This window comes from Rhizobium sp. P43 (assembly GCF_056730705.1).
The window spans coordinates 1,838,174-1,854,862 of record NZ_CM161539.1 but is presented as its reverse complement, the minus strand read 5'-3'; the positions used below and the strand labels follow the sequence as shown (position 1 = coordinate 1,854,862).

Annotated in this window: 11 protein-coding genes; 6 read left to right on the top strand and 5 right to left on the bottom strand. The window is 61.0% G+C overall.

Features of this window, described 5'->3' with window-relative positions; translation table 11 throughout:
* Positions 1–119 precede the first annotated feature (119 nt).
* Complete coding sequence (locus AC1PUL_RS09215; RefSeq protein ID WP_480468009.1) at positions 120–614, bottom strand: RICIN domain-containing protein; 495 nt, start codon at positions 612–614, stop codon at positions 120–122.
* Between the two features lie 240 nt (positions 615–854).
* Here AC1PUL_RS09215 and ilvD point away from each other — a divergent pair, with 240 nt between their 5' ends.
* Positions 855–2,690 (top strand): dihydroxy-acid dehydratase, encoded by a 1,836-nt coding sequence (gene ilvD, locus AC1PUL_RS09210; protein WP_480468008.1) that lies wholly within the window; start codon positions 855–857, stop codon positions 2,688–2,690.
* Between the two features lie 94 nt (positions 2,691–2,784).
* On the opposite strand, the gene AC1PUL_RS09205 is transcribed toward ilvD, so the two are convergent.
* On the bottom strand, positions 2,785–2,913 hold the full coding sequence (locus AC1PUL_RS09205) for a hypothetical protein (protein ID WP_480468007.1): 129 nt from the start codon (positions 2,911–2,913) through the stop codon (positions 2,785–2,787).
* A gap of 143 nt (positions 2,914–3,056) precedes the next feature.
* On the opposite strand from AC1PUL_RS09205, the gene AC1PUL_RS09200 reads away from it, so the two are divergent.
* The 5 genes from AC1PUL_RS09200 (at position 3,057) to AC1PUL_RS09180 (ending at position 9,956) form a co-directional block, all read left to right on the top strand.
* Positions 3,057–4,151 carry a serine hydrolase domain-containing protein gene (locus AC1PUL_RS09200; RefSeq protein ID WP_480468005.1) on the top strand — a complete coding sequence of 365 codons (1,095 nt, stop codon included), beginning with the start codon at positions 3,057–3,059 and terminating at the stop codon, positions 4,149–4,151.
* A gap of 106 nt (positions 4,152–4,257) precedes the next feature.
* A complete protein-coding gene (locus AC1PUL_RS09195) occupies positions 4,258–5,664 on the top strand; it encodes a DegQ family serine endoprotease (protein WP_480468004.1) in 1,407 nt (468 codons plus the stop codon).
* Complete coding sequence (locus AC1PUL_RS09190) at positions 5,661–6,974, top strand: replication-associated recombination protein A (protein WP_480468002.1); 1,314 nt, start codon at positions 5,661–5,663, stop codon at positions 6,972–6,974. The genes AC1PUL_RS09195 and AC1PUL_RS09190 overlap by 4 nt, the downstream gene beginning before the upstream one ends.
* Positions 6,975–7,057: 83 nt before the next feature.
* Entirely contained in the window at positions 7,058–8,554 is a 1,497-nt protein-coding gene (locus AC1PUL_RS09185) for a diguanylate cyclase domain-containing protein (RefSeq protein ID WP_480468000.1), read from the top strand.
* Entirely contained in the window at positions 8,544–9,956 is a 1,413-nt protein-coding gene (locus AC1PUL_RS09180) for a flavin monoamine oxidase family protein (protein ID WP_480467998.1), read from the top strand. The genes AC1PUL_RS09185 and AC1PUL_RS09180 overlap by 11 nt, the downstream gene beginning before the upstream one ends.
* Positions 9,957–9,986: 30 nt before the next feature.
* On the opposite strand, the gene AC1PUL_RS09175 is transcribed toward AC1PUL_RS09180, so the two are convergent.
* The 3 genes from AC1PUL_RS09175 to AC1PUL_RS09165 all read right to left on the bottom strand — a co-directional run bounded on the left by AC1PUL_RS09175 (position 9,987) and on the right by AC1PUL_RS09165 (position 16,176).
* Positions 9,987–10,298 carry a DUF1883 domain-containing protein gene (locus AC1PUL_RS09175; RefSeq protein ID WP_298469041.1) on the bottom strand — a complete coding sequence of 104 codons (312 nt, stop codon included), beginning with the start codon at positions 10,296–10,298 and terminating at the stop codon, positions 9,987–9,989.
* Between the two features lie 541 nt (positions 10,299–10,839).
* Positions 10,840–12,285, bottom strand: coding sequence for an ATP-dependent nuclease (locus tag AC1PUL_RS09170; RefSeq protein ID WP_480467996.1), 1,446 nt, complete (start codon positions 12,283–12,285; stop codon positions 10,840–10,842).
* Between the two features lie 108 nt (positions 12,286–12,393).
* Positions 12,394–16,176, bottom strand: a complete 3,783-nt coding sequence (locus AC1PUL_RS09165; RefSeq protein WP_480467995.1) for a vitamin B12-dependent ribonucleotide reductase — start codon at positions 16,174–16,176, stop codon at positions 12,394–12,396.
* Positions 16,177–16,689: the final 513 nt, after the last annotated feature.

Genomic DNA, 16,689 nt, shown 5'->3' with positions numbered 1-16,689 from the left:
ACATGACATAGGAGACGGCTCCAAGGAGAACAGAGTTTCATGGCGCCGAAAAGAAGGCAGGCGGGAACAATTTTGTGTAGCGCCCGCCCTGTAAGAAACGCCTGATGCCGCCGACAACCTCAGCCGACTTCAGCACCAAAGGCCTGGTTCATCCCGCCATTGCAGTCCCATTGGATCAGCCGTTCACCGGATCGCGTCGAGGAGCTGCGCACATCCAGGCACCTGTTGCTGTTGACGTTGCGGATGAACAGGCCGTTCGGCCCCGGCGTCACGTACCAGAGCTGATTGGCCTGGCCGCTGCAGTTCCACTGGATGACATCGATCCCGTTGCCGCGCTGCGCCCCGCGCACATCGAGGCATAAGCCGCTGTTCCGATTGACGATCTGATAGGCCTGGCCGAGCGGATAGAGCATCCACTGCTGATTGGGATTGCTGTGGCAGTCCCACTGAATGAGCTGGCCACCCGGACGGGTGTCGTTCTGAAAGATATCGAGGCAAAGGCCGCTGGCCGCATTGCGCAGGAAGATGGGATAATCCGGCAACATCTGCCCCTGCGCGGGCAGGGCGGTGGCGATTATGCAGGAAAACAGGAGGCGGCTGAGGGCTTTGGTCATGAAATTCCCCGGACAGGTTTGATATCCGGCCAGCTTAGGCAGATGTCGGCTGTCCACCACGTCCAAACTTTGCAGCTTTTCGTCTGCACCGTCGCAAATCACGTTTCGGAAAGCGTACCGCTTTTCCAGCTTCTGATGGTGCTTCGATCTACCAAATCGGGTAGAAGTGCAGCAAATGAAGCCGCTTGGCCGCGTCCGGACACTCGGAACGGTCAGAAAAAGACAAAAGAGGATCACCCTATGCCCGTCTATCGTTCGAGAACCACCACGCATGGCCGCAACATGGCCGGCGCGCGCGGCCTCTGGCGCGCCACCGGCATGAAGGACGGCGACTTCGGCAAGCCGATCATCGCCGTCGTCAATTCCTTCACCCAGTTCGTGCCCGGCCATGTCCACCTGAAGGACCTCGGCCAGCTCGTCGCCCGCGAAATCGAAGCCGCCGGCGGCGTGGCCAAGGAATTCAACACCATCGCCGTCGATGACGGCATCGCCATGGGCCATGACGGCATGCTCTATTCGCTGCCGTCGCGCGAGATCATCTCCGACTCGGTCGAATACATGGTCAACGCCCACTGCGCCGACGCCATGGTCTGCATTTCCAACTGCGACAAGATCACGCCCGGCATGCTTTCGGCCGCCATGCGCCTCAACATCCCCGCCGTCTTCGTCTCGGGTGGCCCGATGGAAGCCGGCAAGGTCGTGCTGCATGGCCGCAAGGTCGCGCTCGATCTCGTTGATGCCATGGTTGCCGCCGCCGATGACAAGATCTCCGACGCCGAAGTCGACGAGATCGAAAAGGCAGCCTGTCCGACCTGCGGCTCCTGCTCGGGCATGTTCACCGCCAACTCGATGAACTGCCTGACTGAAGCCCTTGGCCTCTCGCTGCCCGGCAACGGCTCGACGCTCGCCACCCATGCCGACCGCAAGCGCCTCTTCGTCGAGGCCGGCCACTTGATCGTCGACATCACCCGCCGCTACTACGAGCAGAATGACGAAAGCGTTCTGCCCCGCAACATCGCCTCCAAGGCCGCCTTCGAAAACGCCATGGCGCTCGACATTGCCATGGGCGGCTCGACCAACACCGTTCTGCACATTCTGGCGGCCGCCCATGAAGGCGGCATCGATTTCACCATGGACGATATCGACCGCCTGTCGCGCAAGGTGCCCTGCCTGTCGAAGGTCGCACCGGCCAAGCAGGACGTGCATATGGAAGACGTCCACCGCGCCGGCGGCATCATGCGCATCCTCGGCGAACTCGATCGCGGCGGCCTGATCAACCGCGATTGCCCGACCGTACATGCCGAAACCCTTGGCCACGCCATCGACCGCTGGGACATCACCCGCACCAATTCCGAAACCGTGCGCGAATTCTTCAAGGCGGCTCCCGGTGGCGTGCGCACCACCCAGGCTTTCTCTCAGGCCTCGCGCTGGGACGATCTCGACACCGACGGCGAAAAAGGCGTCATCCGCTCCGTCGAACATCCCTTCTCCAAGGATGGCGGTCTTGCCGTTCTGAAGGGCAATATCGCGCTCGACGGCTGCATCGTGAAGACCGCCGGCGTCGACGAGTCGATCCTGAAGTTCAAGGGCCCGGCCCGCGTTTTCGAAAGCCAGGATTCGGCCGTCAAGGCGATCCTGTCGAACCAGATCGTTGCCGGCGATGTCGTCGTCATTCGCTATGAAGGGCCGAAGGGCGGCCCGGGCATGCAGGAAATGCTCTATCCGACGAGCTATCTGAAGTCGAAGGGCCTCGGCAAGGCCTGTGCGCTCGTCACCGACGGCCGCTTCTCGGGTGGTACCTCGGGCCTCTCGATCGGCCATGCCTCGCCGGAAGCCGCCCAGGGTGGCGCGATCGGCCTGGTGCGCGAAGGCGACCTGATCGACATCGACATTCCGAACCGCACGATCAATCTCGTCGTCGATCCGGCCGAACTGGAGCGTCGCCGCGCCGAACAGGATGTCAAGGGCTGGTTCCCGGCCGAAACGCGCAAGCGCAATGTCACGACCGCGCTCAAGGCCTATGCCGCCTTCGCGTCCTCCGCCGACAAGGGCGCCGTGCGTCAGCTGCCGGAATAAGCGGCAAGCTTCATCGCATTAGAAAAGCCGGGCGCGAAAGTGGCCCGGCTTTTTTTCTTGAGGCGCGAAGAGGTTTAGTAAATTCGGCAATTTGCTAATTGGACGTCGGGACGCTCTGCGCCTTCATCATCTGGATGACGTCGCCGACCGCATTGCGCAGCTCCGCCAAGCGGCTGGCATAGGCGGCGGCGAGGCCGAGATGGGTGAAGCAGTTTCTGCACATCATCGCTCTTCTTGACTGACGCGGGAGCAACGACGGCCGCGCCCGGAGCCTTCGCTCTGACAATCCACTGACTGGCCTCACGATCCGGTGAGTATTCCCTTTTTGGCCCTTCCTTCGACGGTCGAGGTGACTACCTTGGGAGCATGAACAGACGAACCCTGCTTTCCCTCATGCTCGCCGCCGGCGCCTTCTCGGCCATCCAGGCGAGATCCACTTTTGCGCAATCCGATGCCGCTCCGCCGGCATCTCCGCCGTCTCCGCCGCTCGCACCTCCAGCACCTCCAGCACCCATCAATCTGGACGCTCTGCGTCCGCGCGTTTCAGCACTTTTGGAAGAAGCCCGCCGGCTCGAAACGCTGGAGACCGTGATCGCGACCAGAAACGGCGAAACGCTCGCCGAGCGCGCCTATGGCAACAGCTCGCTCACCGGTTCGGCCAATATCAAGTCGGCTTCGAAATGCGTCGTCTCGGCCCTTGTCGGCATCGCCATCGACAAGGGTCTGCTGGAGGGGGTCAACCAGCGCATCGAAACGGTTCTGCGCTCCGAGTTTCCTGCCAATCCCGATCCGCGTCTGTCGAGGATCACCATCGACCATCTGCTCTCGATGCGATCGGGCCTCGATCGCATGTCGGGCCCGAATTACGGCCGCTGGGTTGCCAGCCGCAACTGGACGCGCTTTGCACTTGCCGCCGATTTCGTCGACGAGCCGGGCGGCGGCATGCTCTACTCGACGGCCTCCACCCATCTTCTGTCGGTGATCCTCACCAAGGTGTCCGGCAAGCCGACTTTGGCACTCGCCCGCGAATGGCTGGAGCCGCTGGAAGGCTTCCGCATCGGCTCCTGGCACCGCGACCCCCAGGGCTACTATCTTGGCGGCAATCAGATGGCGATGACGCCGCGCTCGCTGCATGCTTTCGGCGAGCTCTATCGTCGCGGCGGCGTGACCGAAGACGGCACCCGCCTGATCTCCGAAGCCTGGATCCGGGAAAGCTGGATTCGCCGGACCAATTCCGTCTTCAACGGCGATGGCTATGGCTATGCCTGGTTCCTGAAGGAGATGGGCGGCGAACAGGTGAACTATGCCTGGGGCTATGGCGGCCAGATGCTCTACATCACCCCGAGCCTCGGCCTGACCGTTGCCATGACCTCCAACGAGGCAGCACCATCCGCCCGTACGGGCTACCGTGACGAATTGCACGGATTGATGACGCGTATCATTGAAACCGTCAGGACTTGAGCCAGACGCGGATTATCCCCATCTGCGATGCACCTTCCTTGGTTCTGCCTATTTGCCGGCGCACGAACCGGGACTAGAACGTCCATATCGCATGAAGGATCTTCGCATGCAGTATCTCCGCTGCCTCAAACCTTTCGCCGTCATCGCCGCCCTGATCGTGCCGCTGGCTGCCCCGGCGCTGGCGCAGGAAAGGACCGTGCCGAAAAGCCAGATCGAGATGCAGCTCTCCTTCGCGCCGCTGGTCAAGCAGGCGCGTGGCGCGGTCGTCAATGTCTATGCCGAGCGCCTGGTCGAGACCCGCCCCAGCCTGTTTGCCGGCGATCCCTTCTTCGAGCAGTTCTTCGGCCAGCGCATGCCCAACCGCACGGAGCGACAGTCCTCGCTCGGCTCGGGCGTGATCGTCGAGGCCGATGGTGTTGTTGTCACCAACAACCACGTCATCGATGGCGCCGATGACATCAAGGTGGCGCTTGCCGATGGCCGGGAATTCCCCGTCAAGGTCGTGCTGAAGGACGACCGGCTCGATCTCGCCGTACTGAAATTCGAGACCAATGAGGTCATGCCGACGCTGCCGATCGGCAATTCCGATGCGACCGAGGTCGGCGATCTCGTGCTTGCCATCGGCAACCCCTTCGGTGTCGGCCAGACGGTCACTTCCGGCATCGTCTCCGCACTTGCCCGCAACCAGGTGACCGAGGGCGATTTCGGCTTCTTCATCCAGACCGATGCCGCGATCAATCCCGGCAATTCCGGTGGCGCGCTGGTCAACATGAATGGCGAACTGATCGGCATCAACACGGCGATCTTCTCGCGCGGCGGCGGCTCGAACGGCGTCGGCTTTGCCATCCCAGCCAATCTCGTCCGCGTTTTCCTCGATGCCGCCGATCGTGGCGACGCTTCGTTCGAGCGCCCCTATGTCGGTGCAAGCTTCGAGCCGGTGACCTCGGATGTCGCTGAGGCGCTGGGCCTTAAGACTGTGCGTGGCGCGCTTGTCGTGCGCGTCGTCGAGGGTGGCCCGGCCGAAAAGGCGGGCTTGAAGCCGGGGCAGGTGATCACTGCGGTGAACGGCATTCCCGTCGAGCATCCGGATGCCCTCGGTTACCGCCTGACGACTGCCGGTCTTGGCCGGATTGCCGAGCTGACCGTCCAGCAGGACGGGCGAGAGACGACAATTCCGCTGACGCTCGCTGCAGCCCCCGAAACCCGTCCGCGCGACATCCAGCTGATCGAAGGCCGAAGCCCCTTTGCCGGCATACGCGCCGGCAATCTGTCGCCACGCCTGGCCTATGAATTGAAGATGCCATCCGAGGTCACCGGCGTGGTCGTGACCGACGTGCTTCGTGGCTCTCCCGCTGCCCGTCTCGGCTTTTCACTGCGCGACATCGTCGTATCCGTCAATGGCGAGGCGATCCGCTCAGTGGATGAGCTCGCCGAGCTTGCTCAGGCCGATCCCGGCTTCTGGCGTGTCGAAATCGAGCGCGACGGCCAGCGCATCCGGCAGATCTTCCGATGAGTGATCTCTTTGCGCCGCAGATGTCGAAGGAAATGGCCGAGCGTCGCCCGCTCGCCGATCGCCTGCGGCCGAAAAGCCTGAGCGAGGTCACCGGTCAGGAGCACCTGACCGGCGAGGACGGCGTTCTCGCCCGGATGATCGCCTCCGGCTCGCTCGGCTCGATGATCTTCTGGGGCCCGCCGGGCACCGGCAAGACCACCGTCGCCCGGCTGCTCTCGGGCGAGGCGGGTCTCGCCTTCGAGCAGATCTCGGCAATCTTTTCCGGCGTGGCGGATCTCAAGAAGGTCTTTGAAAGCGCCCGTCTGCGCCGCATGGAGGGCCGCCAGACACTGCTTTTCGTCGACGAGATTCACCGTTTCAACCGCGCCCAGCAGGACAGCTTCCTGCCGGTCATGGAGGATGGCACGGTCATTCTCGTGGGTGCCACGACCGAGAATCCGAGCTTCGAACTCAACGCCGCTCTTCTGTCGAGGGCGAGGGTGCTGACCTTCAAGCCGCATGATGAGGCGAGCATCGAGACGCTTCTGAAGCGTGCCGAAGAGACCGAAGCCAAGCCGCTGCCGCTGGATAGCGACGCCCGCGCAAGCCTGATCCGCATGGCCGATGGCGATGGACGCGCCTCGCTGACGCTGGCCGAAGAAGTCTGGCGTGCCGCCCGACCGGGCGAAGTCTTCGACACCGAGGGTCTGGGCCGGATCGTCCAGCGCCGCGCGCCGGTCTACGATAAGGGCCAGGACGGTCACTACAATTTGATCTCCGCGCTGCACAAGGCCGTGCGCGGTTCCGACCCCGATGCTGCCCTCTACTATCTCTGCCGCATGTTCGATGCCGGCGAAGATCCGCTTTATCTCGGCCGCCGCCTCGTGCGCATGGCGGTCGAGGATATCGGTCTGGCCGATCCGCAGGCGCTTGTTGTCTGCAATGCCGCCAAGGATGCCTTTGATTATCTCGGGTCGCCGGAAGGCGAGCTGGCGCTCGCCGAGGCTTGCGTCTATCTCGCCACCGCGCCGAAATCGAACGGCGTCTATGTCGCCTACAAGGCGGCCATGCGGGCCGCCAAGGAACATGGCTCGCTGCTGCCGCCCAAACATATCCTCAATGCCCCGACCAAGCTGATGAAGGGCGAAGGCTATGGTGACGGTTACCTCTACGACCACGACCAGCCGGACGCCTTTTCCGGCCAGGACTATTTCCCGGAAAAGATGGGCCGCCAGACCTTCTACGATCCCCCGGAGCGCGGTTTCGAGCGAGAAATCAGAAAGCGCCTCGACTGGTGGGCGAAACTTCGCCGTGAGCGGGGCGGCGGCTGACGCGGACTTGCCTATCGTCATGTCAGCTTAAGCTGGTTTTAAGCGCTCTGCACTAGTATGCCCCGCCAACAAGGGGAACTGGTATGACAGGGAATGACGGCTTCTCGACTCTGGACACCGGTGGCGCTGATCGCGCGCCGCGCTTTGGTCTGCCCGCTCTGGTCAAGGTGTTCGCCTGCGTTCTGATCACCCTGTCCGCGCTCTCCCTGCTCTTCGTCGGTTACATCGCCTCGCGCAAGGCCGATGATATCGCAGCCGACAAGCAACTCGTGCTTCTCGACAATGTCCTGCGCGATCGGCACACGCTTCTTGCCCGGGATCAGCTGGGCCTTGCCCGCTGGGATCGCTCCGTCAAATACATCACGCTGAAGTTTCGGCCCTCCTATGTCGTCGAGGAATTCGTCTCCTCGCTGTGGTACGACTTTGGCCACGAACGCAGTTTTCTGATTGGGCCCGGTGGTCGGCTTCTGATGTCGGCCTGGCAGGACGAGGTGGATCTGACTGCCCGAGACCTCGCGCCCGGTGACCATCTGCGCGCGGTCGCAGAGCAGGCGATTGCCCGTCACCAGGAACACCGCACCACGATCGAGGGCGGCTTCGGTCAGAAACCGGTGCCCTCGTCCGATATCCACACCGTCGCCGCCTTCGGCTTTGCCGAAATCGACGGCGATGTCATGCTGACAACGGCCATGGCGATCGTGCCCGATGATGGCGAGGTGGCCCTGCCGGAGGGTGATCCGGTCATTCTCGTCTCGGCCCGGCCGATTGACACGGAATTCGTCAAGGACATCAACAGCCAGACGCAATTTGAAGACCTGACCTTCAACCGCAATGCCGACGGTCTGATACCGGTCAGGAGCGTTGACGGCAAATTGCTCGGAAGCTTCGACTGGAAGCTTTTTACGCCGGGTGCCGACATCTGGAATATCGTTGTGCCGGCGGTTGTCCTGCTTTGCGGCCTGTTGTTTGCCGCAAGCTTCATCCTCGGCCGTTATATCAGCCGCCTGTCGCAGCGGCTTGAGGAGAGCGAACGCCGCAACCGCGAGCTTGCCCACCGCGACGCCCTGTCGGGGCTCGCCAACCGCCTGCACTTTGAAAAGGCGCTGAACGACGCTGCCGACCGGCTGGCCCATGCGCCCTTTGCCGTGATTGCCAGCGATCTCGATCGCTTCAAGGCCGTCAACGACATTCACGGCCACGCCGCGGGCGATGAAGTGATCCGCATCGTCGCGGACCGGCTCCGCGAGGCCGTGGGCGATCGGGGCCTTGTCAGCCGCATCGGCGGGGACGAATTCGTCATGCTGATCAACGCTTTCCGCGACCGCTCGCGCCTCTCGCTGCTCGCCCAGACGATCATCGCCTCGATCTCGCAGCCGATCACGCTGTCGAACGGTATCGTCGTCGATGTCGGCATCAGCCTTGGAATTGCAACCGCCCCGGAAAGCGGCGCCTCCTCGGCCGACATCATGGAAATGGCAGACCGGGCGCTCTACACCTCCAAGGAGGGTGGCCGCGGTCGGGCCTTCTTTGCCGAAGATCTGGCTGAAAGCCCAGTCGAGGTCGCAGTCGATGCGGCCTGACCTGCTCCGCCGCCGGTTTCTGCTGTTGCTGGCGGCCTCGAGCCTGTCGGCGCTGCCCTTCTCCCGCCAGGCGCTGGCCCAACAGTCGCGTCCCGCAAGAACCGCGTCCGGTGCGCCCGTCGATGGTCCGGGCAAGGGCTTGAAGGTCATCGTCGTCGGTGCCGGCATGGCAGGGCTGACCGCAGCAGCAAGGCTTGCCGAAGCCGGTGCCGAAGTCATCGTGCTTGAGGCCCGCGACCGCATCGGCGGGCGCATCTTCACTGATCGCAGCCTTGGCGTTCCCGTCGAGCACGGTGCAAACTTCATCCACGGCTTCAACGGCAATCCGGTGGCCGACCTGTCGACCGAGGCCGGCGCCACGCCCTTCTTCATCGACGACGAGCAGTGGCAGGTGTTCGAGCGTGGCGGCACCGAGCCCGAGGACTTCGAGATCGACGATGTCTTCGACGACCTCGAGCGCATCGGCGAAAAGGCGGTCGAAGAGGCCGATGGCGACCCAAAATTCTCGCTGCTCGACGTCATCGACATCCTCGACCCCGCTATGCTGCAGGAGCCGATCGGCAACTGGGCGCTGACCGATGCCTATGAGGGCGAGTTCGGCGCCCCTCTCGCACAGATTTCCGCCCTGCATTTCGATGCGGGCGAGATCTTTGGCGGGCCGGATGCGGTGCTGAAGGAGGGCTATGACACGCTGCTGGATTATCTGGCGGATGGCCTCGACATCCGTCTCGGCCAGACGGTCCGCAGCATCCGCCACACCGCCGACAGCGTGTCGGTCGACACCGCAGGCGGTGTTCTGACCGCCGATCACTGCATCGTCACGGTGCCGCTCGGCGTGTTGAAGTCGGGCGCCATCGCCTTCGATCCGCCTCTGCCTCAGCCACAGCAAAAGGCCATTGCCGCACTCGGCTTTGGCCGTCTCGCCAAGGTGACGGTCGCCTTCGACGAGGCCTTCTGGCCCCGGGAGCCGCATTTCATCGGCTATGCCGGCGAAACCCGCGGCCGCTTTGCCGACATGCTCAATCTCATGCCGATCCACGATGCGCCGATCCTGACCATGGTAGCGAGCGGCGATTATGCCGAGCGTGTCGATGCCATGGACGAGGCCGCCCTGCGGGCCGATATCACGGCCGTACTTGCCGAGATCTTCGGCGAAGCCGCGCGCCCGCCCAAAGCCGTTGCCCGCCATGCCTGGTCACGCGATCCCCATGCCGGGGGCGCCTATTCCTTCCTTGCCGTGGGGTCAGAACCCGCCGATTACCACGCGCTCGCAAAGCCCGCCTCGCCACGCCTGCATCTGGCCGGCGAGCATACCAATGCCGACTATTACGGCACGGTGCATGCTGCGCTGTTGAGTGGTGAACGGGCCGCAGAAGCGGTGCTTGCAGGGCGGAAGGGCTGACCGAACGAAGGCGGGGAGGGGGAAGGCCTCTTAAGAGGCCTTCTGCTTCGGCTGCACGGCGGGTGCCGCGATCATCTTGACCTTGGACTCGGCCAGGCCGTGATGACCTTCCATGTCGACGATCAGGTGCCAGTGGCCGCTTTCCGGAATGACGATGTTGAGCGGCGACTTCTTCGCCACGCCGCCGAGATATTTGTAATCCAGCGTTTCCTTGAAGCGCTGGAAATTCGTCGGTGTCATCAGCCGCACATTGTTCACCGCCGAGAGCGTCACCTCGATGATGGTGCCGGCGCGCTGTTCCTTGAGGTCGTAATGGGTGAAGCGGAAGGTCGGTTTGGACATTCTGCCTGGGTCTCCGTTCAGTCTTTTAATCTATCATAAATTACGGGAAGGCCGTTAAGGAAGCGTTGGCCGGACGGATCGGCGGGGCCGGGCAGGGCGGACTTTTTTGGGACGCTGGGTTCATCGGGAAGAAGGAAGGGACGCAGTCGGGGCACTCGACAGAATGCCCTCATGCTGAGGTGCCCGGGTGAAGCGCGGGCCTCGAAGCATCCTTCTACTTGGATCCACCTGTGGCCTCGTGCTTCGAGGCCGGGCGTTGCGCGGCCCTATCTCCCCCCTTGCGGGGGAGAAAGCGAAATCGAGGAATTGGCCCGATCAGGGCCAAACCTCAGATTTCGCAAGAGGGGGGCTTGGTGAGGTGAGTGCCAACGGAACTGCGCCCCTCTCCGGGAAAATCTGAAGTTTAGGCGGCTTGCGCGGACCTCAAGCCTTCGATTTTCCGTCCTCCCCCGCATTGGGGGAGTAGTGTGCAGCACAAGAGCGTTGTAGATATTCCCGATGAACGCCTACTCGCCAATGACAATATAAAGCTATTTTGCAGTCATATCTCATTTTCTATTTTTGCTGCAAAGGGAAACCAAAATTCTTTTCCCGATGACGACAGAAATACGCGTATCGCGTCTGCTTCCAAGACTTCTCTAGAACAGCGAACTCTACTCACTACCTCACTTGACCAATCATGATGATCCAATTCTGGATTGGACGCAAGCATTTGGGTTAAGTCGAAGTTGTAGTCGTGAAGGATCATTTGGCGAACTGCGTCACTCTGGAATACCTCCTTCTCTGGAGGTAGGCTGCCAGGGAGTGAGAAGATTTTTTCATGTTCGCTCGGGCCTTGGTCAGCGTCTCGAACGGCTAGCGCCCTAACTCCCGACCCCTGCAAAACACTTTTCGCGGAAACTACTGATTTCGCATCTCCAAACGGTAGTATTTCTACGCTCTGTAGTAATTGTGCATTGTGGAGTTTGAGTATCTCCCGGAGCATGGATTGAGCAAAATAGTCTTCTACGCAAATGATCGTCCGTCCGTTTTGGCCGAGTGATAGAGCAGTTCGTATGCGAGAAGAGGAGAGGCGATCATGCACTTGGACGCCTGAACTTGTCCGAGTTAACAGCTTCCGCCCCTCCGGCGGAAGTGCATCCATCATGGTGCTAGAGTGTGTTGAAAATATAATTTGATGTTTTCGTCGGTTCGTTACGTCAAGTAAGTATTTCACAAATTCGTATTGCGCGTTTTCATGAAGTGACGTTTCGGGCTCTTCAAGGACTATGAGACTCTGTTCGGGGCATGTTTCGAGAAGGCGAACGATATAGACAATCCTACCTTCTCCAAATCCCATGTTGTTTTCAGAGTAGGTATACCCGTGTCTCTTGGCGAACCCAAGTTGTGCAGTCTTTGTTCCGGCCGATATTCCTTGAAAAAATATCTCTTGATACGGTGCCCCCAAGATGCTGCTCAAGTGTTTACATGAATTCTCAATCTCCGTTCTATCCGTCAGTCGAATAGATTTGGCGCTATAAATACTCAGATCGCGCTTCTCGACCTTGGGTATGTATACTGTAAATCCTACGTATTCTGTGTTTCGTTCAGGCTGTCGTTTGTATCCAGACCACTCTTTTTGTTGACGCGATATTGTAAGATCCTGGTCGGTGTCGGCTTTGTCAGTTTGATATGAGTAGATCACGCTCGAATCTGGCGTGAATGGTGCAGGATCTGCGATGGATACTGGGAAGAAGTCTTTTACATAGAAGCGCTTTGATGTGGTCGAAGTGCTTTGTTTTCGGTACGCGCACAAAAGGAGGTGGCCAATTGTGCTCTTTCCAGCTCCGTTTAGTCCGGTCAAAGCTGTAACCGGGTACTCGAACAAGATCTCGGTGCTAACGCCTCTGAAGCCGGAAATACGCACACTGTTTATGCAGTGACCGAAATTAGCGTATCGGTTCTTCTTCTTGAATTTTTCGGCAAGGCGCTTTCGCAGGTCGACCATTCTATAGCTCCAAAGTGAAAACCCCGCGCCGAACTCAATCGACGCGGGGTTTAATTTACCTCATCTCAGGCGGGTGAAAATCGAAATCTCCACCTATCCCTGTGCCAATCAGCTGCACCCGCTCGTCGCGCCACATGTATCGCACTTCTCGCAGGTGCCATTCCGCACCATCGTAAAGTTCTGGCATTCCGAGCACATGTTGCCCGTATACCCTTGAGCGATCGAGCGCATGCGGCGGGTCGCCTCGAGCTTCTTGGCGTCGGCCTTGGCGGCAGCGGCTTCATCGGCGGCGGCGTCGGTGAAGACGCTTTCTTCGGCGATTTCCTCAGCCAGTTCAGCCGCGCGCTCCTCGTAGTCGCGCTTGAAGGACACGACTTCATGGGTGGAGATGGCGGTGGCCACTTCCAGCTTGCGGGCGGTTGCCCCCGAGGTGGAGAAGGCGGTGACGGTGGCCGAGGCCTTGGCGGGGGCGGCGGTGGCTGCTCCCTTGGGCTCGGCGCCGACGGCGGCCGGGCTGTGGCTGGAGACGAGCGTCGGCTTGTAACCGCGGGTCAGGCCCTTGGAGACGACATCCGCCTTGCCTTCCTTCATGCCGCGGCCAAGTGCGGTGGTGGAGAAATCAGAGGTGTCGACATGGGCGAGGTCGTGGCGGCCGAGATAGGAGATCGCCAGTTCGCGGAAGACGTAGTCGAGGATCGACGTCGCATTCTTGATCGCGTCGTTGCCGGTGACCATGCCGGCCGGCTCGAACTTGGTGAAGGTGAAGGCGTCGACATATTCCTCGAGCGGCACGCCATATTGCAGGCCGAGCGAGACGGAGATGGCGAAGTTGTTGATGAAGGCGCGAAGGGCCGAGCCTTCCTTGTTCATGTCAAGGAAGATTTCGCCGAGACGGCCGTCGTCATATTCGCCGGTGCGCAGGAAGATGGTGTGACCACCGATCTTGGCCTTCTGGGTATACCCCTTGCGCCGCGTCGGCAGCTTTTCCTGCTCGCGCACGACACGCTCCACCACACGCTCGATGATGCGCTCGGTGATGGTGACGGCCTGGGCAGCGGCCGGCTGCTGCAGCAGCTCCTCGACGCCGTCCTCATCGTCCTCGTCCTCGATCAGCGAGGCGTTGAGCGGCTGGGAGAGCTTCGAGCCGTCGCGGTAAAGCGCGTTGGCCTTCAGTGCCAGCTTCCAGGACAGCATGTAGGCGGAGCCGCAATCCTCGACGGTGGCTTCGTTCGGCATGTTGATCGTCTTGGAGATCGCACCCGAGATGAAGGGCTGGGCCGCCGCCATCATGCGGATGTGGGACTCCACCGAGAGATAACGCTTGCCGATCTTGCCGCACGGGTTGGCGCAATCGAAGACGGGCAGGTGCTCCTTCTTCAGGAAGGGAGCGCCTTCCAGCGTCATCGCACCGCAGACATGGATGTTGGCGGCCTCGATGTCCTTCTTCGAGAAGCCCATGTGGTCAAGCAAGTTGAAGCTCATATCGGCGAGCTGCTCGTCGGAGACCTTGAGGGTGTCCTTCAGGAAGTCGGCGCCGAGCGTCCACTGGTTGAAGACGAACTTGATGTCGAAGGCGCTCTTCAGCGCGCCGTTGACGGCCTCGATCTTCTCGTCGGTGAAGCCCTTGGCGCGCAGCGTCGTCGGGTTGATGCCCGGCGCCTGGTTCAGATTGCCATGGCCGACGGCATAGGCATCGATCTCGGCGATCTGGGATTCGGAGTAGCCCAGCGTGCGCAGCGCTTCCGGAACGGCCGCGTTGATGATCTTGAAGTAGCCGCCACCGGCGAGCTTCTTGAACTTGACCAGCGCGAAATCGGGCTCGATGCCGGTCGTGTCGCAGTCCATCACGAGACCGATCGTGCCGGTCGGTGCGATGACCGAGACCTGGGCATTGCGGTAGCCATGCTTTTCGCCGAGTTCCAAAGCCTTGTCCCAGGCGGCGGTGGCATGAGCAATCAGGGCCGGGTCGGAGCATTCGGCATGCACCAGCGGCACGGGGTTGACGGAGAGGCCCTCATAGCCGTCCGACAGGCCAAGTGCTGCGCGGCGATGGTTGCGGATGACGCGCAGCATGTTGTCGCGGTTCGGCGCAAAGCCCGGGAAGGGGCCGAGTTCCGAGGCGATTTCGGCTGACGTCGCATAGGAGACGCCGGTCATGATGGCGGTCAGCGCACCGCAGATGGCGCGGCCTTCGGCCGAGTCATAAGGAATGCCGGAGGACATCAGGAGACCGCCGATATTCGCATAGCCGAGGCCGAGCGTGCGGTATTCATAGGAGCGTTCGGCGATCTGCCGCGACGGGAACTGCGCCATCATCACGGAGATTTCGAGAACGACGGTCCACAGGCGAACGGCATGTTCGTAATCGGCGATATCGATCTTCTTGGTCGCCTGATCCTTGAAGCGGAGCAGGTTCAGCGAAGCCAGGTTGCAGGCCGTGTCGTCGAGGAACATGTATTCCGAGCACGGATTCGATGCGCGGATCGGACCGGCGGCCGGCGAGGTATGCCAGTCGTTCATCGTCGTGTTGAAGTGCAGGCCCGGATCGGCCGATGCCCAGGCGGCATAGGAAATCTTGTCCCAGAGGTCGCGAGCCTTCAGCGTCTTCATCACCTTGCCGTCCTTGCGGGCGGTGAGGTTCCAGTCGCCGTCATTCTCGACAGCACGCAGGAAGTCGTCCTTCAGCGAGACGGAGTTGTTCGAGTTCTGGCCCGACACAGTCAGGTAGGCTTCGGAATCCCAGTCCGTGTCATAGGTCTTGAAGTCCAGATCCGTGTAGCCCTGCTGGGCGAACTGGATGACGCGCTTGATGTAGTTTTCCGGAACCTGGTCCTTCTTCGCGGCCTTGATTTCGCGCTTCAGGGCCGGGTTCTCGTTCGGGTCGAAGCAGGCGTTGTTGTCGGCCTCGCAGTTGACGCAGGCCTTCATGATCGCCTTCAGGTGCTTGGCGACGATCTTGGAGCCGGTGACGAGAGCGGCAACCTTCTGCTCTTCCTTCACCTTCCAGTCGATATAGGCTTCGATATCCGGATGGTCGATGTCGACGACGACCATCTTGGCCGCACGACGGGTGGTGCCGCCCGACTTGATGGCGCCAGCAGCGCGGTCACCGATCTTGAGGAAGGACATGAGGCCCGACGAACGGCCGCCGCCGGAAAGCTTTTCGCCTTCGCCGCGCAGATAGGAGAAGTTGGAGCCGGTGCCGGAGCCATACTTGAAGAGACGGGCTTCGCGGACCCAGAGATCCATGATGCCGCCTTCGTTGACCAGGTCGTCTTCGACGGACTGGATGAAGCAGGCATGCGGCTGCGGATGTTCATAGGCCGACTTGGACTTCACCAGCTTGCCGGTGAAGGGGTCGACATAGAAATGGCCCTGGCCGGGGCCGTCAATGCCATAGGCCCAGTGCAGGCCGGTGTTGAACCACTGCGGGCTGTTGGGCGCCACGCGCTGGGTGGCGAGCATGTAGGCAAGCTCGTCCTTGAAGGCGGCAGCGTCTTCCTCCGACGAGAAATACTTGCCCTTCCAGCCCCAATAGGTCCAGGTGCCGGCCAGGCGATCGAAGACCTGGCGGGCATCGGTTTCCGAGCCGTAACGCTCGTTTTCGGGCAGGGCAGCAAGCGCCTTCTCATCGGCAACCGAGCGCCAGAGGAAGGAAGGAACGTCGTTCTCCTCGACCTTCTTCAGGATCTTCGGCACGCCGGCCTTGCGGAAATACTTCTGGGCAAGAATGTCCGCCGCAACCTGGCTGAACTGGGCCGGGACGTCGATGTCGGCAAGACGAAATACGATTGAGCCGTCGGGGTTCTTGATTTCGCTGATGGCCTTGCGGAACTCGATTTCCGCATAAGCGGACTGTCCCGGTTTGGTGAAGCGACGTTCAATGCGCATCTGCCTGTGTCCCTCGATCTAAGGCGCTGATAATCAGCGCGAGTAATTTCGTTCGGCTACACGTCCAACCGCGCAGCCGCTCATTTGTTCGTCCGTCAGGTGATTCATCCGGAGATGAGAACCCTGTATATGGTAGAGATGGTGGCTGCAAACACTAAATATAGTACTAACAATTTATTGCCGCCAGATCTAAGACCCCGCCCAGCGGTCAAAAATCGCACAATTTTCCTGGCGCGGAGAGCGTCGTCAGAACGCTGTTCCACCTCGAAGAAAGCCGCCACAATGTTTGATGAAACCCGGCCTCGTTAATGCCCGGTTTGTCGCCGCCGCAACAGGATCCATTAACATCGGGCCGACTGATTCCGTCAAGGGGTGGTTTGTGAAGGAAATGTTAACGCTATATGTTGTGGTGCAAGACTGTGGATAACGGGCAAAAGAGCGAAGTCACGGGAATGACACGGCTTTCTCGGCCGGTGTGACGCAAGCCTTCCCCGATGTCGCTCCGCTGGCGAA

What these genes read in the sequence shown, in the direction of transcription:
- AC1PUL_RS09215 (WP_480468009.1), bottom strand. Translation starts at nt 614, where the DNA reads ATGACCAAAGCCCTCAGCCGCCTCCTGTTTTCCTGCATAATCGCCACC.
- ilvD (WP_480468008.1), top strand. Translation starts at nt 855, where the DNA reads ATGCCCGTCTATCGTTCGAGAACCACCACGCATGGCCGCAACATGGCC.
- AC1PUL_RS09205 (WP_480468007.1), bottom strand. Translation starts at nt 2,913, where the DNA reads ATGTGCAGAAACTGCTTCACCCATCTCGGCCTCGCCGCCGCCTATGCC.
- AC1PUL_RS09200 (WP_480468005.1), top strand. Translation starts at nt 3,057, where the DNA reads ATGAACAGACGAACCCTGCTTTCCCTCATGCTCGCCGCCGGCGCCTTC.
- AC1PUL_RS09195 (WP_480468004.1), top strand. Translation starts at nt 4,258, where the DNA reads ATGCAGTATCTCCGCTGCCTCAAACCTTTCGCCGTCATCGCCGCCCTG.
- AC1PUL_RS09190 (WP_480468002.1), top strand. Translation starts at nt 5,661, where the DNA reads ATGAGTGATCTCTTTGCGCCGCAGATGTCGAAGGAAATGGCCGAGCGT.
- AC1PUL_RS09185 (WP_480468000.1), top strand. Translation starts at nt 7,058, where the DNA reads ATGACAGGGAATGACGGCTTCTCGACTCTGGACACCGGTGGCGCTGAT.
- AC1PUL_RS09180 (WP_480467998.1), top strand. Translation starts at nt 8,544, where the DNA reads ATGCGGCCTGACCTGCTCCGCCGCCGGTTTCTGCTGTTGCTGGCGGCC.
- AC1PUL_RS09175 (WP_298469041.1), bottom strand. Translation starts at nt 10,298, where the DNA reads ATGTCCAAACCGACCTTCCGCTTCACCCATTACGACCTCAAGGAACAG.
- AC1PUL_RS09170 (WP_480467996.1), bottom strand. Translation starts at nt 12,285, where the DNA reads ATGGTCGACCTGCGAAAGCGCCTTGCCGAAAAATTCAAGAAGAAGAAC.
- AC1PUL_RS09165 (WP_480467995.1), bottom strand. Translation starts at nt 16,176, where the DNA reads ATGCGCATTGAACGTCGCTTCACCAAACCGGGACAGTCCGCTTATGCG.